A 23,250-nucleotide genomic window follows, 5' to 3' on the forward strand; every position below is an offset into this window, starting at 1 on the left:
TTTCCCACAGAATAAACACTTAGAATTATCACAACTTAACTTTTCAGGAAGTGCATTTTTTGATTAGTTGATGTGTAGCCTTACTTTTCTTTTGACAAAACTTAACCTAATGGTTTGGAGATGATTCTAAGCAATACGCACACCTATGCCTTCTGCTCACAATTGCAGTGATCAATCAGCAAGGCGTTTAAATGTTTTGGTTGTTTGGCTTTTTCTATCCAAGAGTCTGGTGTTGAGCAATGCAGAAACTGGTGTATGGGAGTGAGTAATTCTTGGTACATGGTCAATTAACGTTAGTGGTGATGGCAGGGGATTTTATCACATAATGGCCCATTTTCGTTATTCAATCTGAATGTAGAACTATGAAAATGACACGATAAGCGTTATAACTAATCTTTATAAGAACTGTATCGTGTAAATGGAGAGGGAAGCCCATATGAAGTTACAACAGCTGAGATATATTGTTGAAGTTGTGAATAACAACCTTAATGTCTCTGCTACGGCGGAAAATTTATATACTTCACAGCCGGGTATTAGTAAGCAAGTTCGTTTGCTGGAAGATGAATTAGGTATTCAAATTTTTGAACGTAGTGGCAAGCACTTAACGACGGTGACTCCAGCGGGTCAAGAAATTGTACGTATTTCTCAGCAAATCTTATCCCGAGTAGAAAGTATTAAAGCGGTGGCAGGTGAGCATACTAACCCTGAAAGTGGCACTCTCAACATTTCGACTACTCACACTCAAGCACGCTATGCCTTACCTGATGTGATTAAAGGTTTTACCGCGCGTTATCCAAAAGTGTCTTTGCATATGCACCAAGGTACTCCGAGCCAAATGTCAGAGGCAGTTTCTAAAGGTACGGCTAATTTTGCAATTGCGACAGAAGCGCTGCATTTATATCAAGATGCCATCATGCTGCCTTGCTATCATTGGAATCGTTCTATTGTCGTTCGAAAAGATCACCCTCTGGCACAATTAGGAAAGGTAACGATTGAAGAGTTGGCTAAGTACTCTTTGGTCACTTATGTCTTTGGTTTTACTGGTCGCTCTGAGTTAGATACGGCATTTAATTTAGCAGGCTTACAACCTAAAATTGTCTTTACTGCTACAGATGCTGATGTGATTAAAACTTATGTTCGTTTGGGGATTGGGGTTGGTGTTTTTGCTAGTATGGCGATCGATAAAGAGCAAGATGATGATTTGGTGGCCATTGATGCCAGCCATATCTTTGGCGCAAGCACCACGAGTATTGGATTTAAACGCGGTACTTTCTTAAGAAGTTATATGTTTGATTTTATGGAACGCTTTGCTCCTCATTTAACCCGTCCGGTTGTCGAAAAAGCGATTGGTTTGAAGAATAACCAAGAAATAGAAACCATGTTTAAAGATATTGAGTTACCCGTTCGTTAATGTGTGAATCCCTCTCTCAGCGCTTTTCTGTACTAGATAAAGCGCTGATTTCTACTCAAGAATTTTGGCGAACCGAGCCGTTCCATTTAAGCATAAATGAAAGCTTACCTTGGCAAGCTGACCTAGATCTCTGTGAATTTCTGATCAACTTAGAAGTTGAAGAGATTGAGCAGCTAAAAGGAGATACTTCAAAGCTAGTTGAGTGTTTAACCCCTTTTATTCCTACTTTAACCTGTTTATGGGCTCAATGTGAATTAGAGAGCTTACCGCTAACTGATGAGTATGATACGCATCATTTAAGTGTTGGGATCCCGGGGAGAAAATGGCAACAAATCACCGCAATGGGAAAAGTAGCACTACAAGTTAACCGTTCTGATCAAAATTGGTTGGAATGGTGTGCAGGAAAGGGCTACTTAGGGCAATGGTTAGCGCAGCAATCACAACTTCCTGTGGTAAGTTTTGAATGGCAAGAAAGCTTATGTGTAGCCGGTCAGGCTTTGGCGGATAAACATCAACTTCCGGTGACCTTTGTTCAAGGAGATGCTCTATCTGATGATTGCCGTAAGGTTTTTAAGTCCAATCAACACGCGGTGGCATTACATGCATGTGGTGATTTACATGCCCATTTGATTGAGCATGTATGTCAGCAAAATTTATCTGGCCTGACGCTTTCCCCTTGTTGTTACCATTTAATTCAAGATGACGCTTATCAAGCGCTTTCAACACTAGGTAAACATTCACAACTTCATCTTTCAAAAACAGATCTCAGGATACCACTACAAGAAACGGTGACTGGTGGAGAGAGAGTGAAGCGTCATCGTGAACTTGAGATGACTTATCGTTTGGGTCTAGATTGTTTGCTGCAAGATGTTAGCAATCAACAAAGTTATACGCCTATTCCAAGTATTAAAAAATCACAACTAAGTCAAGGGTTTGCTAACTTTTGTCAATGGGCGAAAGAACAACGAAATTTAGATGTTGAGCTTAAGGAATTGGATTATTGGCAGCAAAGAGGACAAGAACGCTTTATTCAAATGGAGCGTTTGAGTTTAGTTCAGCAAGCCTTTCGAAGGCCGCTTGAAATGTGGTTAGTGTGTGATAAAGCCTTACGTTTAGAACAAGCGGGATATGATGTTTCACTTAGCACTTTCTGCCAACGAGACATCACACCTCGCAATATCCTTATTCAAGCGATTGAGAAGTGATTACTCTAACGCTTGTCTTGCATCTATGTAGGGTAGACCAAATTCTTCAGCGACTTCTTTAATGGTTAACTTACCATCGATAACATTTAATCCTTTTAAAAAGCCCGCATTTTCTAATAAAGCCTGTCGATAGCCTTTGTTCGCAAGTTTTAGAATATAAGGCAATGTCGCATTGTTAAGTGCGAAGGTCGAAGTTCTAGCAACGGCACCGGGCATATTCGCTACACAGTAATGGACGATATTATCGACTATGTAAGTTGGATCTGCATGAGTCGTAGCATGAGAGCTTTCAAAACAGCCACCTTGATCAATGGCAACATCGACGAGAGCTGAACCAGGCTTCATGGTTGTTAAATGTTGCTTATTGATAAGTTTTGGCGCAGCTGCTCCCGGAACTAATACCGCACCAATAATGAGATCAGCTTCGGTAACTAACTGATCAAGAAGTTCTCGAGTTGAGTAGGCCACTTTTGCAGAGCCTTGAAACTCCTCATCTAGTTTGCGAAGTGTGTCGATATTTTTATCTAAAATCGTCACATCAGCACGTAATCCTACTGCCATTCTTGCGGCGTTAGAGCCGACTACGCCACCACCAAGAATAAGCACTTTTGCCGGCATAACCCCTGGTACACCTGAAAGAAGTAAGCCACTGCCTCCGTGGGATTTTTCTAATGTTTGAGCACCTGCTTGGATAGACATTCGACCTGCAACTTCAGACATTGGCGCTAATAGTGGCAGACGACCCATATTATCTGTTACAGTCTCATAGGCGATACAGATGGCTTTGCTCTTTATTAGGTCTTCCGTTTGTGGAAAATCTGGTGCGAGGTGCAAATAAGTGAACAATATTTGTCCTGGTTTGAGTAAAGCTCGCTCAGTGGATTGAGGTTCTTTGACCTTAACAATCATATCTGCAATAGAATAGATCTCTTTTGCAGTGGGAAGAATGGAAGCGCCTGCGGCGATGTAATCGTTGTCACTAAAGCCGATACCGGCTCCAGCATGACTTTCGATAAACACTTGATGCCCGTGAGAGTATAGTTCTCTTACGCTAGCAGGGATCATGCCTACACGATATTCGTGGTTTTTGATTTCTTTTGGTACGCCAATTTTCATTCTGAACCCTCTTTTATTAGTGGTTGTTATGTCTGTCTAAAGGCTTAGTAGCTGGGCTAATGTAAAGTGTAGTTATGATTTAGTAATATTTGATTCTGAATATAAAGAGAATGTAGAATATATTTTTGCAGGGAAGTAATTAAGGTGAATATCAATGACAGATAATTATAAAAAGCCATCAAAGGATTTAGACAGGATTGACCGTAATATTCTAAATGAATTACAGAAAGATGGTCGAATTTCGAATGTAGAGCTTTCAAAACGTGTTGGTTTATCTCCAACACCTTGTTTAGAGCGTGTAAGACGCCTAGAACGCCAAGGCTATATTACCGGTTATACCGCACTACTTAATCCACAGTATCTTGATGCATCACTTTTAGTGTTTGTTGAGATTACATTAAACCGTGGTGCACCTGATGTGTTTGAACAATTCAATACCGCAGTACAAAAATTAGATGATATCCAAGAATGTCATTTAGTTTCTGGCGATTTCGATTACTTATTGAAAACTCGTGTATCAGATATGAGTGCTTACCGTAAGCTATTAGGTGACACTTTACTGCGCCTTCCTGGTGTAAATGACACGCGTACCTACGTGGTGATGGAAGAAGTAAAACAATCAAATCAGTTAGTGATTCAAACTCGATAACTAGGGTTTGTTGACCTTTTGTGATTATTTTTGCAGCGAGTTGTTGGGTATTTATACAAGGCAGAGGCTCCGCGGTGTAGCTAGCCTACACGAGAAGCCGATAACGCAGTTGAAATGACCAACAAACGCTGCCCGAAGGGTTAGGCTAAAAGCGTATTATGCTTCGTTAAGTCTCATTGACTTAGAATAGCTAGGTTACAATCGACTTGCCTCGCCTAAAACGCTTTTATCTCGAACAAAATCTAAGCATCAAAGATCAACAGACCCTAGAATATGTTCAAATGGTGTCAAGATGCGTTCAAATCTTCCTTTTGACGCTGTTTGGGTATAGGTTTTTCCACCTATTTCGGTTATTGTTATCGAGTGTTGTCTACCGAGCGGCTTAGGCCGCTCGTCGTATTTTGGACCACCGAGTGAATTATCCTTATTTTCATACCTAACTTGCTATTTTCAATAATGCAATAAGGTTTGACGTCATGTCTAAAATAAGAATAAGCGCCCATTAACCACTCGGAATAGGGGAACGTTTTGTTTACGTATAGTAAAAATATTTTCAAGCAAGGCAAATCAAAAACCGTCACCATCATCAAAGCGAAAGAATCTAAGTCGAGACCTCGTCTTAATGGTTCGCAACGTTTGAAAGAGTGTGGTTTGATCTTAGGCTTATTGATTGCCATTTTAATGATGGTGGCCCTTTTCTCATTTAATCCAGCGGATCCATCTTGGTCACAAACTGCATGGGGTGGTACAGTCCATAATGCTGGTGGTTATATCGGATCTTGGCTTGCAGATACTTTATTCTTCACCTTTGGCGTATTTGCCTACCCATTACCTTTTATCATTCTAGGCGCAAGCTGGGCATTTTTCCGTTCACGAGATGAAGGGGAGGGGATTGATTTTCTTCTATGGGGCACACGTCTACTTGGTCTAACTATCATGCTGTTAACTAGCTGTGGTCTAGCAGATATTAACTTTGATGATATTTGGTACTTCTCATCGGGCGGTGTCGTAGGGGATGTTTTAACCTCGGTTGCCACCCCGGCATTGAATATTTTAGGGTCAACTCTAGTCTTTATGTTTTTATGGGGTGCTGGTTTTACGTTATTAACCGGCATTTCTTGGTTGAGCATTGTTGAACATTTAGGGCAAGCGACTTTACGTTTTACCCAGCGTTTATTTAATCGCGCGCGTCACTCAGAACCGACTACCTTATCAGCGAACCATTACCAACAAGCTGAACTAAGTCAAATGCATATTGAAGGTATTGATGATGATGCTCTTTCTTTAAAAGCAGTTGATCTACAACAAGATGATGAATTTGATGTAGTTGATGATGTGCAAAATGTTGAAGCTGAGCAGAAGAAAAAGCCACGTTTTAATATTCATTTCCCACGTAAATCAGTGAAGAAAGCTCAAATTGAACCGAGCACACATGGTGAGCCAAACCTAGATCTTAGCGAAGACGATCTGGATGATCCGTTATTCTCAGCACCTTCAGCATCCGCAAAAGCTGTGCCAGTGCAATCTACTCAAACGGCAGAAATGGACCCGGAGCAAAAGGTGAGAACTCAGCAGACAATGAGTTCAGCATCTTCAGATATTACCAATAGTGCTGCGACACAATCATCAAATCGTTACCAAAATCCAAATGCAACGATTGCAGAATTGGATCAGCAAGCGGTTTCTGAAAATGACTTTGTTGAGCAAGAAGTTAATACTCCTGCTCCAGTACAAGCACCGATGCAAGCTCCTAATCAAACGCCTCAACATGTATCATCAGCAGTTGCTGAAGAGCAAAGTACAAGTAAGCCAGAAACTGCCATCGATGATATTGCTTTAGATGAAAATACTCCTTCAATAGGAAACCTTGATTCTGTTCTCGACGATGAATCTGAGCCATCTCAAACGGCATTTTCTGTAGATACTACGGCTGAACAAAATATTGCGGCACAACAGGCTAGTGAGCAGCCAGTAGTAGAACAGTCACCGCAAACTCACTCGCCTGCTGAGTCAACTCTTGTTGCTAATACGATAAATAATCAACATCTAGCCGAAGCGGCCTTGAATGATTCTTCATCGTCAGCGCATTCTGCAACTGAACAAACAGAATCTACTCAAACTCATTCAGAGTTCAATACTCAAGCCGAAAATGCTCAACAGCCAGTCATTCAATCGGAAGAGGTTGCTCAACCTGAGCAAAATCAAGCAACCGATCAAGATGCAGATGCATTCCGAAATATGGTTGCGACAGCACAAGCAAATGCTTTGGCATCACAAAACCCGTTCTTGGTTCAACAAGATGCAAATTTACCGGTACCAACATCACCAATGCCAACATTGGAACTGTTATATCACCCAGAAAAACGTGAAAGTCATATTGACCGCGATGCTTTGGAAGAGATTGCTCGCTTGGTTGAATCTAAGCTTGCCGATTATAAAATTGAAGCTCGCGTAGTGGATATTTTCCCCGGTCCGGTGATCACTCGTTTTGAATTAGATTTAGCTCCAGGTGTTAAAGTTAGCCGTATTTCTGGTCTTTCTATGGACCTTGCTCGTTCACTATCTGCTATGGCGGTACGCGTAGTAGAAGTGATTCCAGGCAAACCTTATGTTGGTTTAGAGCTACCAAATATGAGCCGAGAAACGGTTTATTTATCGGATGTAATTAGTAGCGAACAATTCCAAAAGAATAAGTCGCCAACTGCTGTCGTCCTAGGGCAAGATATTGCTGGTGAAGCGGTGATTGCGGATCTGGCTAAAATGCCTCACGTATTAGTTGCGGGTACCACCGGTTCTGGTAAGTCGGTTGGCGTAAACGTGATGATCTTAAGTATTTTGTATAAAGCGACCCCAGAAGATGTACGCTTTATTATGATCGATCCGAAAATGTTGGAACTATCGATCTACGAAGGTATTCCTCATTTGTTGTCGGAAGTTGTGACTGATATGAAAGATGCCTCAAACGCTCTACGTTGGTGTGTTGGGGAGATGGAACGTCGTTATAAATTAATGTCAGCATTAGGCGTTCGTAACCTGAAAGGTTATAACGAAAAGCTGAAAATGGCTGCTGATGCAGGTCATCCAATTCATGATCCATTATGGCAACCGGGTGATAGCATGGATGAAATGCCACCTCGTTTAGAAAAATTGCCATATATCGTAGTGATCGTAGATGAATTCGCTGATCTGATCATGGTCGTTGGTAAGAAAGTAGAAGAGTTGATCGCACGCTTGGCTCAAAAAGCACGTGCGGCAGGTATTCACTTAGTGCTGGCAACTCAACGTCCATCGGTAGATGTTATTACCGGTCTGATTAAAGCCAACATTCCAACTCGTGTCGCGTTTACCGTATCAACGAAAACGGATTCACGTACTATTTTGGACCAAGGTGGTGCTGAATCACTACTTGGTATGGGTGATATGCTGTATCTACCGCCAGGCTCAAACCACACCATTCGTGTTCATGGTGCGTTTGCCTCCGATGATGATGTGCATGCGGTAGTGAATGATTGGAAAGCACGTGGTAAGCCCGTTTATATTGATGAAATTGTTCATGGTGAGCCAACTGCAGAAAGTTTATTACCAGGTGAACAATTAGAAAGTGAAGAAGATGCTGATCCACTTTACGATCAGGTGGTTGAATTTGTAACAGAGTCTCGTCGAGGTTCAGTGTCTGGTGTTCAGCGCCGCTTTAAAATTGGTTATAACCGTGCTGCAAGAATTGTGGAACAACTTGAAGCTCAAGGTGTCGTAAGTGCACCGGGGCATAACGGAAACCGTGAAGTAATTGCTCCACCACCGATTAAGCAATTTGATTAATTAACGGTTCAATAAACCATTGATTGAAAGTGCAACAATTGCAAAATCAGGTTTTTATAATGTCGAGGATGGATATGAGAAATTGGCTACTAGTGTTGTTGTTGGCAAGTACCAGTGTTTTGGCAGCACCGAAAGATGAGTTGAATGCTCGATTGAGTCAGAATGATGGCTTTAGTGCGGATTTCACTCAAAAAGTGACGAGCCCTGAAGGTGAAGTGTTACTTGATGGTAAAGGAAGTGCAGATATATCACGACCAAGCTTATTCCGTTGGAAAACATCTGCGCCAGATGAAACTCTGCTCGTTTCTGATGGTAAAAATGTTTGGTATTACAGTCCATTTGTCGAGCAAGTGACGATTTTAAGTCAAGAGCAAGCCACCGCTCAAACACCGTTTGTATTGCTAACTCGTAACCGCGCCAGTGATTGGGCGAATTATGATGTTACCCAATCGAATGATACTTTTACTTTGAAGCCAACCGCAGCAGATACATCGGTAGGTACATTCCAAATTAAAATTAATGCTAAAGGTGTGGTTCAACAGTTTAATGTGATTGAACAAGATGGCCAGAAAAGCCAGTTTGAGTTTAGTCATTTTTCTATGAAGAAACCTGATGCTGCAATCTTTAGTTTTAGTGTTCCTAAAGGTGTTGAGGTTGATGACCAACGTCAATAATCAGGTAGGCTATACCGAAGTGACTTGGGTATACAATGAATAATTTTAGTTTAGATTTTTCAGCTGATGAAGACTTTCGCCCACTGGCCGCTCGAATGCGGCCAGTGTCGATAGAGCACTATTGTGGTCAGCAGCATATTCTAGGACCTAACAAACCATTACGTAGGGCGTTAGAAGCGGGTCATTTGCATTCAATGATCTTGTGGGGGCCTCCGGGCACAGGTAAAACGACACTTGCAGAAGTGGCGGCCAATTATGCCAATGCTGAAGTAGAGCGAATTTCTGCTGTTACTTCTGGAGTAAAAGATATTCGTCTGGCGATTGAAAAAGCTCGAGAGCATAAACTATCTGGTCGTAAAACAGTTTTGTTTGTTGATGAGGTACATCGCTTCAATAAAAGTCAACAAGATGCGTTTCTACCACATATTGAAGATGGCACTGTAACATTTATCGGCGCAACTACTGAAAACCCTTCTTTTGAATTGAATAATGCACTTTTATCTCGTGCTCGGGTGTATAAACTAACTTCACTTGATCATGCCGATATTATGGCGGTGCTTAAACAAGCGATCCAAGATCCTGAACGTGGTTTAGGTAAAGTTGCGGCAGTATTTGAAGATGAAGTACTTGAGCGTTTAGTCGATCTTGTGAATGGCGATGCTCGTATGTCACTCAATTATCTTGAGCTATTGTATGATTTAGCCGATGAAAATTCACAAAATCAAAAAGTTATTACCTTAGCTTTATTAGCGGAAGTTGCTGGTGAAAAAGTTGCCCGCTTCGATAATAAAGGTGATATGTGGTACGACTTAATCTCTGCGGTACACAAATCGATTCGAGGCTCTAACCCTGATGCGGCACTCTATTGGGCGGCACGTATGATGGCAGCGGGCTGTGATCCTTTATATATTGTTCGGCGCTTATTAGCTATTGCGTCTGAAGATATCGGCAATGCTGATCCTAGAGCAATGCAAGTTGCGATTTCTGCTTGGGATTGCTTTACAAGAATTGGACCAGCAGAAGGCGAAAGAGCAATTGCCCAAGCGATCGTTTATTTAGCTTGTGCACCAAAAAGTAATGCGGTTTATACGGCTTGGAAGCAAGCACTTTCTGATGCTCATAATCAACCAGAATTTGATGTACCACTGCATCTGCGTAATGCTCCCACCAATTTAATGAAAGACATGGGTTATGGGCAAGAGTACCGTTATGCGCATGATGAGCCCGGAGCTTACGCAGCAGGTGAAAATTATTTCCCTGAGGAAATGGCCGATACTCGTTATTATTTTCCGACAAATCGTGGCTTAGAAGGAAAAATTAACGATAAGCTAGAGTATTTGGCTGAATTAGATGCAAAAAGCCAACAAAAGCGCTATCAAAAATAGTGCTTTTTGGGTATCTTTTTAACCTAGTGCCTAGTTTATTTTAGATAATGACGTTAGACACTATAAAATCTTCTTAAAAGTAGCTTATAGGCTGCTTTAATCACACTTAGACCAACAGGATTAGCAATGCTTGATTCTAAATTATTTCGAACTGAGCTGGATAATACAGCTGCCAAATTAGCCCGCCGTGGCTTCACGCTGGATGTAGAAACCATCCGTAGCCTAGAAGAACAACGTAAGTCTTTACAAATTAAGACCGAAGAATTGCAGGCACTGCGTAACTCCCGTTCGAAATCCATAGGCCAAGCGAAAGCAAAAGGTGATCACGATGAAGCCGCACGTATTATGGCGGAAGTCGGAAACTTAGGCGCTGATCTTGATGCTGCAAAAACGGCTTTAGCTGAACTGCAAAATAAGCTAGATGAAATTACATTCTCAGTTCCAAACTTACCCGATGATTCTGTACCAAATGGTAAAGATGAAAACGACAACGTAGAGGTTGCTCGTTGGGGTGAGCCGAAAGCGTATGAATTTGAATTAAAAGATCACGTTGATCTCGGTGAGATGGGCGATGGTTTGGACTTTGCTAGTGCAGTAAAAGTAACCGGTTCACGCTTTATCGTAATGAGAGGCCAATTTGCTCGTCTGCACCGTGCTATCGCGCAATTTATGCTAGATCTACATACTGAGCAGCATGGTTACACAGAAATGTATGTTCCATACCTAGTAAACTCAGATAGCTTATTTGGAACTGGTCAACTACCTAAGTTTGGTGAAGATCTATTCCACACTCGCCCGCTAACTGAGCAAGTGAGTGATGAGCCATTAAAAACATTGTCATTGATTCCAACAGCGGAAGTGCCAGTAACGAATCTAATGCGTGACACCATTACAGATGAAGCAGATCTTCCTGTAAAAATGACAGCGCACACACCATGTTTCCGTTCAGAAGCGGGCTCTTATGGTCGTGATACTCGTGGTTTGATTCGTATGCACCAGTTCGACAAAGTTGAATTAGTACAGGTTGTTAAGCCTGAAGATTCAATGGCTGCACTGGAAGAGTTAACGGGTCATGCTGAAAAAGTACTACAATTGCTAGAACTTCCTTACCGCAAAGTTGTGTTGTGTACTGGCGATATGGGCTTTGGTGCAGTTAAAACTTATGATTTAGAAGTGTGGGTACCAGCGCAAGAAACATATCGTGAGATTTCTTCATGTTCTAACTGTGGTGATTTCCAAGCTCGTCGTATGCAAGCTCGCTTCCGCCGTAAAGGTGAAAAGAAACCTGAGTTACTACACACGCTGAATGGTTCAGGTCTTGCAGTTGGTCGTACTATGGTGGCGATTCTAGAAAATAACCAACAAGCGGATGGTCGTATTGAAGTACCTCAAGTACTGCGCCCATACATGAACGGTTTAACTCATATTGGTGGGTAGTATTTCGCTTAAAGCAACGTAATGTTTTACCACTTTATGAAACTCATCTAATAAAAAACCGAAGCGTTATGCTTCGGTTTTTTTGATCTATTCCTAAGTGGCTCCAATATGTAGAATTCAGAATTATGCTCTATGCCTCTAGGTATAGCATTCAAGTTTGCAGCTATTGGTATTTAAATATTTAAGGTTTACCGATAACAATTTCGTGATTATTTTTCTGCTTTGGCAGATTTATCATCATCTTTAGCTGTTGTCTTTTCTAGTTTAACGCGTGGTTGTACATATTTATGCGATACATCCACTAAGGCAGTATTATCAATGAAAGTACGACCTAGCAGTACAGGGTATTGAAGGTGAGTACGGTCTGTTAAAGTAAAGTCAGTTTTGGTTTTGTAGTCGCCGACTTGTACTTCCAATTGTACTACTGGGCGTGATGGCGATGGTTCTTCAGATGTTGATTGTACGACTTCTACCCAGCGAGTTACTGGGTAAGTCATCGTTTTACTTTGCCATTTTTTATGGGCGAGTTTGAAATCAACAAAGCTCTTACCATCTTTCTTATAAGTTTTGATATCGAGTGCACTAATCGAAGAGGATGTCGCGCCGGTATCAACACGAGCCAGTACATTACGATTAAGTGGTTTGATATATATCCACTCTTTCTCACCTAAGATCAAGTTACCGTTTGAGGTGTGAGTTTCAACGTTAATTTCTTGTGGTGTCACTTTACTTACAGGTTGTGCTTGTTCGGCTGCTACTACTGAGAAAGAGCAAGAGAATAAAGCAATAAGTAACCATTTAAACATATTAAGTAAACCTTAAATTTATTGGGTAAAATCTCTGGGTTAATGTTAACACAAACTCTTGATGTTACAGAATAAGCAAAGTACGCATTTTGCTGGTTACTTACAATTGTTATCAGTTTGCTATTTTTAGCGTTTACTTGGGGATATATTGAAAGCAATCATCGTTATTGAGGGCGAATTCAATTGTATCAACCAAGTGAGTGACCTGTTCAGGTGTAGTAATAAAAGGCGGCATAATGTAGATCAGTCGTCCAAATGGCCGTATCCAAACACCATTTTCAATAAATAGTTGCTGAATATTTTCCATATTGACCACCTGATAAGTCTCTACCACGCCGATAGCACCGAGCCAACGAACCGATTTGACACGTTGGTGATTTTGAAGAGCGGGTAGTGTGCTTGCAAAAACTGACTCTATCGCTGCCACTTGATGTTGCCAGTGCCCTTGCTTAATAATCTCCAAACTGGCGCTAGCAACCGCGCAAGCCAAAGGGTTTCCCATAAAGGTTGGCCCATGCATAAAGCAACCAGATTCTCCGCTACAGATAGTATCGGCAATAGTTTGACTCGTCAGTGTTGCTGAAAGTGTCATATAGCCACCGGTTAACGCTTTACCCAAACATAAGATATCCGGCTCAATACCTGCATGTTCAAAAGCGAACAGTTTGCCAGTACGACCAAATCCTGTAGCAATTTCATCTAAAATTAACAGTAGTTCATATTGGTCACATAGCTGACGGACCTCCTTTAAAAATTCAGGATGATAAATCCGCATCCCTCCTGCACCTTGTACGATCGGCTCTAAGATCACTGCCGCAATTTCTTGATGATGTTTGGCGATTTTATTTTTAAAGTCCGTTATGTCTTGCGGATCGTAAGTAGGCCATTGGCCTTGATTAATTTGGTAGCAACTTGGTGACTTGGCAAAGATATGTTCTGGTAAAAAGCCTTTATACATTTTGTGCATAGAGTTATCTGGATCGGTCACTGACATTGCCGCAAAAGTATCACCGTGATAACCATGTGAAAGGGTCAAAAATTTAGTACGTTTAGATGATTCAGGTATTTCAGCATTTTTAGTGTGCCAATATTGCATCGCCATTTTTAAAGCGACCTCGACCGATACTGAACCCGAGTCGGCAAGAAATACTTGTTGCAGACTTTGTGGCGTTAATTCCAAAAGGCTTTTGCAAAGTGAAATGGCGGGGTGATGGGTTAACCCTCCAAACATTACATGCGACATAGCGTCTATTTGCTTATGGGCTGCTTGATTGAGCTGCGGGTGATTGTAACCGTGAATTGCTGACCACCATGAAGACATACCATCAATCAGTGTTTCGCCACTCTCTAATTCAATATGTACACCATAAGCTCTACTGACCGGGTAACACTTTAGCGGAGCAAGCGTTGAAGTGTAGGGATGCCAAATATGTTGACGGTCAAATTCTAGATCGCAGCTTACCTTAGTATGATTGTTCGTTATTAAGTTCATTGTAAACCTTGTTATACTTATTTGGTTGACATGTTATCTTGCTTGATTAGACTAGCCAAGTTTTTGACATAAGATTTTTACATTAAGGCTTTTTAGATAAGGAAGAATTGTGGAAATAAGGCATAACTGGACTGTACAGCAAGTGCATGAATTACTTGATAAACCATTTATGGATTTATTATTTGAAGCGCAGCTTGTACATCGAGAATTTCAACAAGCGAATCACGTTCAAGTCAGCACATTACTTTCAATTAAAACAGGAGCTTGCCCTGAAGATTGTAAGTATTGCCCTCAAAGTGCCCATTATCGAACTGATGTAGAGAAAGAGCGTTTAATGGAAGTAGAGCGAGTATTAGATGCCGCTAAAAAAGCTAAAAACTCAGGTTCAACAAGGTTCTGTATGGGAGCGGCTTGGAAGAACCCTAAAGAGCGTGATATGCCGTATTTGATGGAAATGATCAAAGGGGTTAAGGATATGGGGTTAGAAACCTGTATGACACTTGGTATGTTAACGCCCGAACAGGCTCAAGATTTATCAAATGCAGGGCTTGATTATTACAACCATAATCTTGATACCTCCCCAGAATTCTACGGCAATATTATTACGACTCGAACTTATCAAGACCGTCTCGATACTCTCTCTCATGTTAGAGATTCAGGTATGAAAATATGTTCAGGGGGCATTATTGGAATGGGGGAAAGTGTCAGTGACCGAGCCGGTTTACTCGTTGAGTTAGCGAATTTACCTACTCATCCAGAAAGCGTGCCGATCAATATGCTGGTTAAAGTCAAAGGCACGCCAATGGAAAATGTTGATGATGTTGAACCATTCGACTTTATCCGCTTAATTGCTATTGCACGAATTATGATGCCATATTCTGCTGTACGTCTATCGGCAGGGCGTGAAAATATGAATGAACAAATGCAAGCGTTGTGTTTTATGGCTGGAGCTAATTCTATTTTCTATGGTTGCAAGTTGCTGACGACGCCAAACCCAGAAGAAGATACCGATCTGCAATTGTTCAAAAAGTTAGGTATTAATCGTTTAGAAGTGCATCAAAAACCGGATGAAGTGCAAGAAAGTGATTTAATCGAGCGAGTCATCGAACGTGTCGTTACTCGGCCAACGAAAGATGATTTGTTTTATGAAGCGCAGAACTAGTCATGATGTCTGATTCAAAAATCCAGTTTGATGCAAAAATCCAAAAAGCTTTAACAACTCGGCGTGAAAAAGGGTTACAAAGAAGTACTCAAGTTTTTTCACATTTTTCTGATAATCGGATTTCACTCTCTACATCGAATGCAACCGCTGAGTCTACGCCGTATATCAACTTTTCGAGTAATGATTATCTAGGTCTTGCCCGTGAGCCTGAATTAATCTCAGCCTGGCAGCAAGGACTCAATCTATATGGTTGTGGTAGTAGTGCTTCTCCTACCGTAACGGGGCTATCTATGGCTCATCAAAGCTTGCAAGATAAGTTGTGTGAATGGTTGGGATACCCTAGAGCGGTATTGTTCAATTCTGGCTTTAGCGCCAATCAAGCCTTGCTGTTTACCTTATTGGATAAACACGATCATCTTATACAAGATAAATTGAATCATGCTTCTTTGATGGAAGCTGGCATGCTTAGTCCGGCGCCAATGTCTCGCTTTAAACACAATGATATGAATGACCTTAGTTGTAAACTTGCCGCGCTTTCATTATCACAAGCCAAGCTAGTGGTATCAGAAGGTGTGTTTAGCATGGATGGGGATGTCGCACCATTGAATGAGCTTTCACATCAATGCCAGAAGCATCAGGCTTGGCTAGCCATCGATGATGCTCATGGACTAGGGGTACTAGGGGCATCAGGTGCAGGTGTTACTGAATTATTAGGCATTAAACCCAACATCTTAATTGTGACGTTCGGTAAGGCAGTAGGACTTTCAGGAGCGGCGATTTTATGTGATGAAAGCACGGGAGAATTCTTGAATCAGTTTGCGCGGCATTATGTTTATTCAACCGCAATGCCTCCAGCACAAGCTTATGCAATTAGTTATGCGATTACTATGATCCAACAACAAACATGGCGGCGTGAAAAACTCATTGAATTAGCTGAAATCTTGCATGAGTCACTCTCAACTCTTTCTGGGTACAGAGTGACTAATACCGCTATTAAGCCTTTGATATGTGGTAGTAGCCAACAAGCTATCGATTTATCGAGCTATTTAAAGCAGAAAGGAATGTGGGTTGGTGCCATTCGTCCACCGACAGTCCCCGCCAATTCTGCAAGGTTAAGGATTACCTTGAGTAGTTGCCATTCACCACAACAGGTCTCACGGCTTACTCAAGAAATTATTCAATATTATCAATTAAATAAAAAATCAAGAGGGCACGACTGATGGCCTTAGCATTAGATATTGAATGCCGAGATGTAGATAAAATAGCCGTTGCCCAAGCGTTTAGTAAAGCAGCGAAGACCTATGATCAACACGCTGCTTTTCAAAGACAAGTTGGACAACTGTTGATGGATAAACTATCGCATGATTTATCAGGGTTGAAAGTGTTAGATCTTGGTTGTGGTACGGGATATTTCACACAACTACTTGCATTACGTGGCGCGCAAGTAACGGCATTTGATTTATCCGATGACATGCTAGCGGTGTGTCAATCTCGCTGTACTAACTTGCCTGTTACTTACTTGAAGGGAGACGCTGAGCAGTTACCATTTGAACCACAAAGCTTTGATCTGATTTTTTCCAGTCTTGCATTGCAATGGTGTCATCAGGTAGATGCTTTAATGATATCACTCGTCCGAATATTAAAACCGCAAGGGAAACTGGTCTATTCAACACTTTTACAAGGGTCATTAATTGAATTACATACCGCATGGCAACAAGTAGATCAACAATACCGACATGTGAATCAATTTCATCAAATAGGTTACTTAAAATCGGCGGCATCTCAATCGGGGGCGAGTCAATGTCAGTTAGAAAGCCTTCAAATAATACTTAATTATTCTTCGGCAATTGAGTTAATGAAAGATTTAAAGGGGATTGGTGCGACGTATGTTTCAGGGCGTTCGCAAGGTTTAACTAAACCGAGAACCTTATTACAAGTCGATCAGGCGTATCGAATGTTTAAAAAATCGAATGGTGAACTCCCTGCCACTTATCAAGTTTGTTTAGGAGAGCTGACAAAATGAGTCATGGTGTATTTATTACAGGTACCGATACTGAAGTCGGAAAAACTTTAGTATCTCAAGCATTAATTAAGGCTTTTGCTAAGCATAATTATCGTGTTTCGGGATTTAAACCTATCGCAGCGGGCTGTGAACTTACCGAGCAAGGTTTGGTTAACGAAGATGCTTTAGCATTGCAAAAAGCGTCGAATGTTGAGTTAAGCTATGCTGAGGTTAACCCTTTTGCTTTGTTGTTACCAACATCACCACATATTGCTGCTAAACGTGAGTCAGCCACTATTGATTTTGAGCAGTTAGATATCAGCTTAGGGCTGCATAAACTCAAATCTGACATAGTCGTGGTGGAAGGCGCGGGTGGTTGGAAAGTCCCAGTTTCGGATAGTGAATTTTTATCGACTTGGGTTAAGCTGCAAAAGTTACCGATTATTATCGTAGTCGGTATACGACTTGGCTGTTTGAATCATGCTTTACTTACCTTAGAGTCAATTAAAAGTGACGGTTTAGAGATAGTCGGTTGGGTGGCCAATAAGGTCGATCCTTATTTTGGTTGTTATGACGAGAATGTTTCTTTTTTAGAAAGGCATATTACCGCGCCCAAATTAGCTGAAATCCCTTACTTATCTGCATCGGAAATGATAAAAGCGGAACAATACATTGATTTAAGTTTACTCAAGTTAGAGTGATTGAGTCACTTAGGTATAAATAAGACAAAAGCTGCATAATGAACAATATGCAGCTTTTGTTTTTTTGGATTGTTATCGAGACTTATATTATTGAGCTTGGTACTTCTCAGGAACCAGAGTGATAGGTTGTTCTGATTTCTTTTCTGCTAAACCTAAGCGCTCTTTTGCTTCTTCTTCCGATAAACCTAAGTGGCACGATAATAAATCGATCGCCATTTGGTAATTTTCCTTATCTGCCATAGTTATCATCCTTATTTGTAACCGTTATGGCGTTAAAATAAGGTGAATAAGTGCTATGAGCAATACGACTAAAGTATAACTGAGCGACAATTAATTAGGAAAAGGACTAATAAGCCTTATTATTCATTTACTTGAATATTAACCTACGAAGCATATATTTGAGCGCCTCGTCACAAATTGTATGCTTAATGAGCGCATGTGGGGTGATAGTTAATCAGTTTTATAGGAGTAGATAGAGCGACATTAAATGTTTCAATTTAGCGCTTAACCTTGAACTGAAAATGAATGACTATATCTATACTTAAACCGTGTTGGTATATACCGAAGTGACTTGGGTATACATTGTTTTCTCACCGTAGCCATAAGGTTATGATGATTAATGAATAAATAGTTTCTCAATGGAGACAGAAAGAATGAAACGAGTGATGTTATTTTTAGCAACCAACTTAGCAGTAGTGCTAGTTTTAAGTGTTGTTTTAAATATAGTTTATGCGGTAACCGGCATGCAACCAGGTAGTCTTTCTGGATTATTGGTGATGGCAGCTTTATTTGGCTTTGGTGGCTCATTCATTTCATTGTTAATGTCTAAAAAAATGGCATTGCGTTCTGTTGGTGGTCAGATAATTGAGACTCCAAGGAATGAAACAGAACATTGGCTAGTTCAGACGGTAAGTCGTCAAGCTCAGCAAGTCGGTATTGGTATGCCAACCGTGGCTATTTATGATTCACCAGATATCAATGCTTTTGCAACAGGTGCTAAGCGTGACGACTCTTTGGTTGCGGTATCTACCGGATTATTACATAACATGACTCGTGATGAAGCTGAGGCTGTACTGGCCCATGAAGTTAGTCATATTTCTAATGGTGATATGGTTACGATGACTTTAATGCAAGGGGTCGTGAATACCTTTGTTATCTTCTTATCTCGTACAATTGCAAATCTTGTGAGTTCAAGAGATAACGAAGAAGGTGGTGGCACTAATATGATGAGTTACTTTTTGATCTCTATGGTGCTTGAATTGGTATTTGGCTTTTTAGCGAGCTTTATTACTATGTGGTACAGCCGTCACCGTGAATTCCATGCAGACGCTGGCGCGGCAAACTTGGTCGGTAAGCATAAGATGATTGCAGCTCTTGAACGTTTAAAAATGAGCCACGAACCACAGCTAGAAGGTTCAATGATGGCATTTGGCATTAATGGTAAGCGCACCATGATGGAGTTACTAATGAGTCATCCACCGCTTGATAAGCGTATTGATGCATTACGTAATTCGTAAGAAAGGCTCTATCGTGTAAACCAATCCTCGCCTCTTATCGGGTAAAAGCGATAAGAGGCGAATTGTTTTAAATATGTGGCTCGATACTTGGGCATTTCACTGCTCGTTGCTCGAAAATGAGCCTAGTTCCTAGTTCCTAGTTCCTAGTTCCTAGTTCCTAGTTCCTAGTTCCTAGTTCCTAGTTCCTAGTTTTTTGATTAAATCTGCTTCAACAATTTTCAATGCTTCTAATGCAATGTTCGGATCGATTTCATTAGATTCCAGCAAATAAATAAGATCGACCGCCAATTTTATTTCTTCCGGCGCACAATCTAATGGGTTAGGTTGATGATTATTAGTAGTCATTACTTGGATTATGCCTTTCTCTATATGTAATTTGTTTTTCTATTTTTAATTTCGCTGATTGGCAACGTTCTAGTCGTTGTTCTGCAACTAAGAGATCTTGTTGAGCTTTTGCGCGTTGAAAGCTGCTACAGTGATCAACTTGATGTGTCTTTTGCAGCACTAAATCTTTCAGACGTATTTCCCACTCTTGGTGCTGAGATAAATCTTGATAAAGTTCGCTGATAGGCTTGCGATAATGACTGCTATGCTTTATTTCGTTATGGCGAATAGAACCTGTGGCTAATTCACGTTGAATGGCTTCCAATTGCGCTATTAACTTCTGAGAAAGGTGTTCAGCTCGTAACTGAGTCAGCCTGTTTGCTTGCTGTTCTCGAATGATGCTGTCATAGGTTGCTTGTGCTTCTGAAACACATGGGACTAAGAAACGAGCTCTACAGCTAAAAAGGTGCTCATCAAATAATGGCTGATGATGCTCTCCCTTTTGTCTATCTCGCTGAGCGGCTTGTTTGGCTAAGGTATCGAGCTTAGCTGCAATATCGCTGAAATGACTCATATTTACCTCAATTAAAACCAGGCTTCATAAGCTAACTTTATCGCCATAACACTCACTACGGTAACAAAAACAGGGCGAATGAATGCCGCACCAAAACGGATTGCTGAATGTGCACCAACGTAAGCGCCGGCCATCAAACACAGCCCCATCGTTAAACCTAATGCCCAATTAATATGACCTAATATGGCAAAGGTAACGAGAGAGGTAAAGTTACTAGTGAAGTTCATGGCTTTCGCTACGCCAGATGAAAGTAAGATATTCATCCGGTATAGAGCCATGTTACTGACTGTCCAAAACGCACCAGTGCCGGGGCCAATCGCACCATCATAAAACCCGAGAGTGAGTCCTTGAATAACTTGTTTTTTATGCGTTTTAACATCAAAGTTTGGCATATCGTTGCTGTTGCCTTTTGGCGACTTATGAAAAATAGTATAAATCGCCGTGGCTAGAATAATTAAAGGCAGTAACTTTTCTAACCAATCTGTACTGATAACATTAACCACAAGCGTACCGCTAATTGCACCAATTAAGGTAGCAATAAAGGAGCGATACCAGAACTCAGGTGTGAATAGACGTTTCTTATAATAAGTAAAAGCGGCAGTCGAAGATGCAAAAGTAGCAGACAGTTTGTTGGTACCGAGCGCCAAATGGGGAGGTAGACCAATGGAAAGTAGTGCTGGTACAGTGAGCATACCGCCACCGCCAGCCACCGCATCGATAAAACCAGCAGCAAAAGCAACAAGGCCCAGAATGATAAGCATCGTTGGGTCTAACATTTCCATAAATGATCTTCTTAGTTAGTATTCTATTTTCCGCTTAAAAGGCGGTAGGGCATCGAGTAATGATTTGCCGTAGCGTTTAGTGACTATGCGACGGTCTAAGATCACGACTCTACCAGAATCTGGCTCTTTCCGCAGTAAACGTCCAACAGACTGAATCAGTTTTTTACTGGCTTCGGGAACAGAGATCTGTAAAAACGGATTTCCACCTTTCTGCACAATATATTCGGAGTGTGCTTCTTCGACAGGTGAGGTCGGAACACCAAATGGAATTTTGGTAATGATCAGGTTTTCAAGTAACTTACCCGGTAAGTCAAGCCCCTCCGAAAAACTTCCGGTGCCAAAAATCACGCTGGTTTGGCCAAATTGGCAATACGCTTGGTGTTTATTGAGTATTTCAGTGCGTGAGCGTTTACCTTGAATTTGTAGATTCCATTTTTCTTTTAATGCGATAGATTCAAGCTTTTCTGCAACTTGATTCATTTGCCAGTAAGAAGAAAATAAAATTAAATTCGCTTTCTTTTCTTCAATATAGTTAGGCAGAATTTCACACAGATATTTAGTGAAATCGGGGTGCTGTGGTTCATATTTTACATTAGGGATCAGTAGTTCAGCATTATTTTGGTAATCAAAAGGTGATGCTAATGCCAGAAACTGGGTAGCGTCTTCGGTTTTCTGGCTAACGCCAGCCTGAATTGCAAAGTACTGAAATGAGTTTAATGCCCTCATGGTTGCCGATACTAGTACCGCACCAGCACAGCGACTCCACAATTGGCGATCAAGTTGCCAGCCAACTTCTAGCGGCGATACACTAATAATAAAGTCATCTTCCCGTTCAGGACTAATTTCTATCCAACGAGCAAGTGGCGCGCCTTTATCATGATTCGGTTCAGCCATTAAATGCCATACTTTAGCCAGATTTTCTAAGCGTTGTAGATAAAAGCCTGATTCAGCGAGAGCTGGTTCAGCAAGGCGTGAAGATAACTCACCATCTTTAACTCGTTCTGAAATCAAATCGGCGATTTTATTCATGGCCTGATGCGCTTTCTTACTCAATACTTTTAAGCACTTAGACTCTTCTTCTAACCAAGCAGGCAATTCTCCATGCTCAAAGCGATAAATACGCTCTTTAAATTCGTTGGCATTAAATCGAGTGCTTAATTGAGTGAGGGTTGGGATCAGCTGTTGGATGGCATCTTGTAATTCATTTCTAAATCGAGAGCTACGTTTGGCATCAGTCAAATTTACAATTTTTGCTACGGCTTTATTGAGGTTTTCTAACCAGCTAGCCGCGCCTTTCAAACTGGCGGCAGCAGAAGCATGTTCACGAGCTACATTCGGTAGGTGATGCGCTTCATCAAAAATATAAATACTTTCTTCTGGCTCAGGCAAGATCACACCTCCACCAAGATCGGCATCGGCCATCACTAAGCTGTGGTTGGCAATAATAATATCGGCTTTATCAAGATCTGCTCTCGCTTTCTGAAAAGGGCAGTCACGATGCGAAGGCATGGAGTTATTGCAACTGTGCTTATCACTGACGATGGTTTTCCAAATATCGTCGCTAATGGTTTCTGGCCAACTATCTCTGTCACCATCCCATTTTTGAGTCGAAAAGGCTTCATATAAATCTTGTAGTTGTTTTATATCTTGCTGCTTAGGTTTGTTCTCAAACATAGCCATCTGTTGGTCATCTTGTTGTCCACCGGAGGCTAGCATCAATTTTTCAGCGCAGCAGTAACGCTGACGTCCTTTCGCTAATAAAAAAGTAAAAGGGGTTTCAACCAAGCGCCGATAAAGGGGCATGTCTTTATTGATTAATTGTTCTTGTAAAGCGACTGTTGCGGTAGAAATAATGATTTTCTTTTCACCAAATTGGGCGAAAGGTACAGATGCCATTAAGTAAGCCAATGATTTGCCAATTCCGGTACCTGCTTCAGCCACAATAATTCGATTGGATTTATGATAGTTACCTGCCAGTGTTTTGGCGATCTCTGCAACTAGGTAGTTTTGAGCTCGGCGAGGAATAAAGCCATCTAATTGGTGAGAGAGATTTTGATAGCTGTGTTTGATGGCTTTTTGAATATTGGCAGATAGCATGCTTGAATTCCTTAATTGAACAACTGGATATTATCACAGTGGTCTAATGAAGTAACCTGCCGAATATGACGACTTAAATATATACCCAAGTAACTTC

21 protein-coding genes are annotated in these 23,250 nt (G+C 41.1%); 12 read left to right on the plus strand and 9 right to left on the minus strand.

The window, feature by feature from the left end:
• Positions 1-143 precede the first annotated feature (143 nt).
• The gene (miaE, locus tag QQJ93_RS14260; RefSeq protein WP_089123177.1) at positions 144-281 is read right to left on the minus strand and encodes a tRNA isopentenyl-2-thiomethyl-A-37 hydroxylase MiaE; all 138 of its coding nucleotides are present in this window, start codon (positions 279-281) and stop codon (positions 144-146) included.
• Positions 282-436: 155 nt separating this feature from the next.
• Here miaE and cysB point away from each other — a divergent pair, with 155 nt between their 5' ends.
• Together cysB and QQJ93_RS14270 are read left to right on the plus strand one after the other, a co-directional pair.
• A complete protein-coding gene (gene cysB / locus QQJ93_RS14265) occupies positions 437-1,411 on the plus strand; it encodes an HTH-type transcriptional regulator CysB (protein ID WP_089123176.1) in 975 nt (324 codons plus the stop codon).
• Positions 1,411-2,616, plus strand: coding sequence for a methyltransferase (locus QQJ93_RS14270; RefSeq protein WP_089123175.1), 1,206 nt, complete (start codon positions 1,411-1,413; stop codon positions 2,614-2,616). The genes cysB and QQJ93_RS14270 overlap by 1 nt, the downstream gene beginning before the upstream one ends.
• Here the strand turns inward: QQJ93_RS14270 and ald are convergent, their stop codons facing one another.
• Positions 2,617-3,732, minus strand: a complete 1,116-nt coding sequence (ald, locus tag QQJ93_RS14275; RefSeq protein ID WP_089123174.1) for an alanine dehydrogenase — start codon at positions 3,730-3,732, stop codon at positions 2,617-2,619.
• A 154-nt stretch (positions 3,733-3,886) separates the two neighbouring features.
• Between ald and lrp the strand changes: the two genes are divergently transcribed.
• The 5 genes from lrp (at position 3,887) to serS (ending at position 11,696) form a co-directional block, all read left to right on the plus strand.
• Positions 3,887-4,381: a leucine-responsive transcriptional regulator Lrp gene (gene lrp / locus QQJ93_RS14280; RefSeq protein WP_027697130.1), complete on the plus strand. Its 495-nt coding sequence runs from the start codon at positions 3,887-3,889 to the stop codon at positions 4,379-4,381.
• Positions 4,382-4,930: 549 nt separating this feature from the next.
• A complete protein-coding gene (locus QQJ93_RS14285) occupies positions 4,931-8,200 on the plus strand; it encodes a DNA translocase FtsK 4TM domain-containing protein (RefSeq protein WP_089123604.1) in 3,270 nt (1,089 codons plus the stop codon).
• A 74-nt stretch (positions 8,201-8,274) separates the two neighbouring features.
• Positions 8,275-8,874 carry an outer membrane lipoprotein periplasmic chaperone LolA gene (gene lolA / locus QQJ93_RS14290; protein ID WP_089123173.1) on the plus strand — a complete coding sequence of 200 codons (600 nt, stop codon included), beginning with the start codon at positions 8,275-8,277 and terminating at the stop codon, positions 8,872-8,874.
• A gap of 35 nt (positions 8,875-8,909) precedes the next feature.
• Positions 8,910-10,259, plus strand: coding sequence for a replication-associated recombination protein A (locus QQJ93_RS14295; protein WP_089123172.1), 1,350 nt, complete (start codon positions 8,910-8,912; stop codon positions 10,257-10,259).
• A 126-nt stretch (positions 10,260-10,385) separates the two neighbouring features.
• Positions 10,386-11,696: a serine--tRNA ligase gene (gene serS / locus QQJ93_RS14300; protein ID WP_089123171.1), complete on the plus strand. Its 1,311-nt coding sequence runs from the start codon at positions 10,386-10,388 to the stop codon at positions 11,694-11,696.
• 209 nt (positions 11,697-11,905) lie between these two features.
• Here serS and QQJ93_RS14305 read toward each other — a convergent pair whose 3' ends face one another.
• Both QQJ93_RS14305 and bioA read right to left on the minus strand, forming a co-directional pair.
• Positions 11,906-12,502 (minus strand): ATP-dependent zinc protease family protein, encoded by a 597-nt coding sequence (locus tag QQJ93_RS14305; RefSeq protein ID WP_089123170.1) that lies wholly within the window; start codon positions 12,500-12,502, stop codon positions 11,906-11,908.
• A 133-nt stretch (positions 12,503-12,635) separates the two neighbouring features.
• Positions 12,636-13,994 carry an adenosylmethionine--8-amino-7-oxononanoate transaminase gene (gene bioA / locus QQJ93_RS14310; protein ID WP_089123169.1) on the minus strand — a complete coding sequence of 453 codons (1,359 nt, stop codon included), beginning with the start codon at positions 13,992-13,994 and terminating at the stop codon, positions 12,636-12,638.
• 109 nt (positions 13,995-14,103) lie between these two features.
• Between bioA and bioB the strand changes: the two genes are divergently transcribed.
• Genes bioB through bioD form a run of 4 tightly spaced genes read left to right on the plus strand, consistent with a single transcriptional unit; the run spans position 14,104 to position 17,859 of the window.
• Positions 14,104-15,156: a biotin synthase BioB gene (gene bioB / locus QQJ93_RS14315; RefSeq protein ID WP_089123168.1), complete on the plus strand. Its 1,053-nt coding sequence runs from the start codon at positions 14,104-14,106 to the stop codon at positions 15,154-15,156.
• Between the two features lie 2 nt (positions 15,157-15,158).
• Entirely contained in the window at positions 15,159-16,376 is a 1,218-nt protein-coding gene (locus tag QQJ93_RS14320) for an 8-amino-7-oxononanoate synthase (protein WP_284186103.1), read from the plus strand.
• Positions 16,376-17,179 (plus strand): malonyl-ACP O-methyltransferase BioC, encoded by an 804-nt coding sequence (gene bioC, locus QQJ93_RS14325; protein ID WP_089123167.1) that lies wholly within the window; start codon positions 16,376-16,378, stop codon positions 17,177-17,179. The genes QQJ93_RS14320 and bioC overlap by 1 nt, the downstream gene beginning before the upstream one ends.
• The gene (gene bioD / locus QQJ93_RS14330) at positions 17,176-17,859 is read left to right on the plus strand and encodes a dethiobiotin synthase (RefSeq protein WP_089123166.1); all 684 of its coding nucleotides are present in this window, start codon (positions 17,176-17,178) and stop codon (positions 17,857-17,859) included. The genes bioC and bioD overlap by 4 nt, the downstream gene beginning before the upstream one ends.
• An 87-nt stretch (positions 17,860-17,946) precedes the next feature.
• Here the strand turns inward: bioD and QQJ93_RS14335 are convergent, their stop codons facing one another.
• Complete coding sequence (locus tag QQJ93_RS14335; protein WP_089123165.1) at positions 17,947-18,099, minus strand: hypothetical protein; 153 nt, start codon at positions 18,097-18,099, stop codon at positions 17,947-17,949.
• Positions 18,100-18,512: 413 nt separating this feature from the next.
• Between QQJ93_RS14335 and htpX the strand changes: the two genes are divergently transcribed.
• Positions 18,513-19,376 carry a protease HtpX gene (htpX, locus tag QQJ93_RS14340; protein WP_089123164.1) on the plus strand — a complete coding sequence of 288 codons (864 nt, stop codon included), beginning with the start codon at positions 18,513-18,515 and terminating at the stop codon, positions 19,374-19,376.
• Positions 19,377-19,547: 171 nt separating this feature from the next.
• On the opposite strand, the gene rsmS is transcribed toward htpX, so the two are convergent.
• The 4 genes from rsmS to dinG are packed head-to-tail and all read right to left on the minus strand — an operon-like array spanning position 19,548 to position 23,153.
• Entirely contained in the window at positions 19,548-19,721 is a 174-nt protein-coding gene (gene rsmS, locus QQJ93_RS14345) for a pleiotropic regulatory protein RsmS (protein WP_089123163.1), read from the minus strand.
• Positions 19,711-20,274 (minus strand): primosomal replication protein, encoded by a 564-nt coding sequence (locus QQJ93_RS14350; protein WP_089123162.1) that lies wholly within the window; start codon positions 20,272-20,274, stop codon positions 19,711-19,713. Before QQJ93_RS14350 ends, rsmS begins: the two co-directional genes overlap by 11 nt.
• An 11-nt stretch (positions 20,275-20,285) precedes the next feature.
• Complete coding sequence (locus QQJ93_RS14355) at positions 20,286-21,056, minus strand: TSUP family transporter (protein WP_089123161.1); 771 nt, start codon at positions 21,054-21,056, stop codon at positions 20,286-20,288.
• A 15-nt stretch (positions 21,057-21,071) separates the two neighbouring features.
• Positions 21,072-23,153 (minus strand): ATP-dependent DNA helicase DinG, encoded by a 2,082-nt coding sequence (gene dinG, locus QQJ93_RS14360; protein WP_089123160.1) that lies wholly within the window; start codon positions 23,151-23,153, stop codon positions 21,072-21,074.
• Positions 23,154-23,250 lie beyond the last annotated feature (97 nt).

Source organism: Vibrio algivorus (assembly GCF_030161215.1).
GTDB classification, from domain to species: domain Bacteria; phylum Pseudomonadota; class Gammaproteobacteria; order Enterobacterales; family Vibrionaceae; genus Vibrio; species Vibrio algivorus.

Excerpts from the sequence above, each read along its gene's own strand:
- ald (WP_089123174.1), bottom strand. The coding sequence starts at position 3,732 with ATGAAAATTGGCGTACCAAAAGAAATCAAAAACCACGAATATCGTGTA.
- lolA (WP_089123173.1), top strand. The coding sequence starts at position 8,275 with ATGAGAAATTGGCTACTAGTGTTGTTGTTGGCAAGTACCAGTGTTTTG.
- miaE (WP_089123177.1), bottom strand. The coding sequence starts at position 281 with ATGTACCAAGAATTACTCACTCCCATACACCAGTTTCTGCATTGCTCA.
- bioD (WP_089123166.1), top strand. The coding sequence starts at position 17,176 with ATGAGTCATGGTGTATTTATTACAGGTACCGATACTGAAGTCGGAAAA.
- htpX (WP_089123164.1), top strand. The coding sequence starts at position 18,513 with ATGAAACGAGTGATGTTATTTTTAGCAACCAACTTAGCAGTAGTGCTA.
- QQJ93_RS14270 (WP_089123175.1), top strand. The coding sequence starts at position 1,411 with ATGTGTGAATCCCTCTCTCAGCGCTTTTCTGTACTAGATAAAGCGCTG.
- QQJ93_RS14295 (WP_089123172.1), top strand. The coding sequence starts at position 8,910 with ATGAATAATTTTAGTTTAGATTTTTCAGCTGATGAAGACTTTCGCCCA.
- QQJ93_RS14335 (WP_089123165.1), bottom strand. The coding sequence starts at position 18,099 with ATGGCAGATAAGGAAAATTACCAAATGGCGATCGATTTATTATCGTGC.
- QQJ93_RS14350 (WP_089123162.1), bottom strand. The coding sequence starts at position 20,274 with ATGAGTCATTTCAGCGATATTGCAGCTAAGCTCGATACCTTAGCCAAA.
- lrp (WP_027697130.1), top strand. The coding sequence starts at position 3,887 with ATGACAGATAATTATAAAAAGCCATCAAAGGATTTAGACAGGATTGAC.
- dinG (WP_089123160.1), bottom strand. The coding sequence starts at position 23,153 with ATGCTATCTGCCAATATTCAAAAAGCCATCAAACACAGCTATCAAAAT.
- QQJ93_RS14355 (WP_089123161.1), bottom strand. The coding sequence starts at position 21,056 with ATGGAAATGTTAGACCCAACGATGCTTATCATTCTGGGCCTTGTTGCT.
- QQJ93_RS14320 (WP_284186103.1), top strand. The coding sequence starts at position 15,159 with ATGATGTCTGATTCAAAAATCCAGTTTGATGCAAAAATCCAAAAAGCT.
- rsmS (WP_089123163.1), bottom strand. The coding sequence starts at position 19,721 with ATGACTACTAATAATCATCAACCTAACCCATTAGATTGTGCGCCGGAA.
- serS (WP_089123171.1), top strand. The coding sequence starts at position 10,386 with ATGCTTGATTCTAAATTATTTCGAACTGAGCTGGATAATACAGCTGCC.
- QQJ93_RS14305 (WP_089123170.1), bottom strand. The coding sequence starts at position 12,502 with ATGTTTAAATGGTTACTTATTGCTTTATTCTCTTGCTCTTTCTCAGTA.
- bioC (WP_089123167.1), top strand. The coding sequence starts at position 16,376 with ATGGCCTTAGCATTAGATATTGAATGCCGAGATGTAGATAAAATAGCC.
- bioA (WP_089123169.1), bottom strand. The coding sequence starts at position 13,994 with ATGAACTTAATAACGAACAATCATACTAAGGTAAGCTGCGATCTAGAA.
- cysB (WP_089123176.1), top strand. The coding sequence starts at position 437 with ATGAAGTTACAACAGCTGAGATATATTGTTGAAGTTGTGAATAACAAC.